General features: G+C 39.2%; 1 protein-coding gene. It reads right to left on the bottom strand.

Translation table 11 applies throughout. From position 1 onward, the window contains the following. A partial coding sequence (locus GMD1S_RS07970) for a Spy0128 family protein (protein WP_000518587.1) occupies positions 1–1135 on the bottom strand: 1135 nt, incomplete at both ends.

Raw genomic sequence — 1135 nt, 5'->3', positions numbered from 1 at the left:
TAGGTTCTTCTTTTTTCGGTTCAGTATACGTGTTAGTGATTGTTGGGTTGTTACCTGTAACTTCTGTTACAAGTTGACCTGCACCATTATCTGTCACTTTTACTGTCACTTCGTAAGAATTTTCATCATATTTGATATTCTCATCGTTACCTTTTACTTCAGTAATAGTGTAAGTGTGCTCACCTGCTTCTTTGTACTCAATTGCTGTGAAAGTAACAGTACCGTCTGCAGCGTTTGTAGCTGTCTCAACGACTTTGTCACCTTCTTTAAGTTCAAACTTAAATTGACCTTTTACAAGCTCTTTATCACCTTTCAAGACTTTCTTAGCTGTAAAGGTTACTTTTGTTGAAGATGCAACATAAGTATTTGTGAAGGTTGGGTTGTTGTCAGTTACAGTCGCAACAAGTTGACCTTGACCATTATCTGTAACTTTTACTGTTACATTGTGAGTAGATTTATCGTATGTCACACCTGCTTCGTTACCTGCTTTTTCAGAGATAGTGTAAGTGTGCTCACCAGCTTCTTTGTATTCGATACCTTCGAAAGCAACAGTACCGTCTGCAGCATTTTTAGCTGTTCCGATTACTTTGTCACCTTCTTTGAGTTCAAACTCATATTTACCAGCTTCAAGGGCTTTACCTTCTAAGACTTTCTTAGCGGTAATATTTACAGTTGTTGAAGCTGCTTTATAAGTGTTAGTGAAGGTTGGGTTGTTACCTGTAACAGTTGCAACAAGTTGACCTGCACCGTCATCTTTAACGTTCACCTTAACTTCGTGTTTGGCAGTATCGTATGTCACACCTGCTTCGCTACCTGCTTTTTCAGTGATAGTGTAAGTGTGGTCGCCTGCTTCATTGAACTCAATTTCTTTGAAAGTAACAGTGCCGTCTGCAGCATTTTTAGCTGTTGCAACGACTTTGTCACCTTCTTTAAGTTCAAACTCATATTTACCTGCTTCTAGAGCTTTACCATTCAAGACTTTAGTAGCCGTGATAGTAGCTGTTGTTGTAGCTGCTTTATAAGTGTTTGTGAAGGTTGGGTTGTTGTTAGTTGCAGTTGCAACAAGTTTGCCTTGACCATTATCTGTAACGTTTACTGTCACTTCATGTGTAGCAGTGTCGTATGTCACACCTGC

It is taken from the genome of Streptococcus sp. GMD1S, from assembly GCF_000296875.1.
Taxonomy (GTDB): Bacteria; Bacillota; Bacilli; order Lactobacillales; family Streptococcaceae; genus Streptococcus.
The sequence above is the reverse complement of the archived record's forward strand: the minus strand, read 5'-3'. Positions and strand labels throughout refer to the sequence as shown.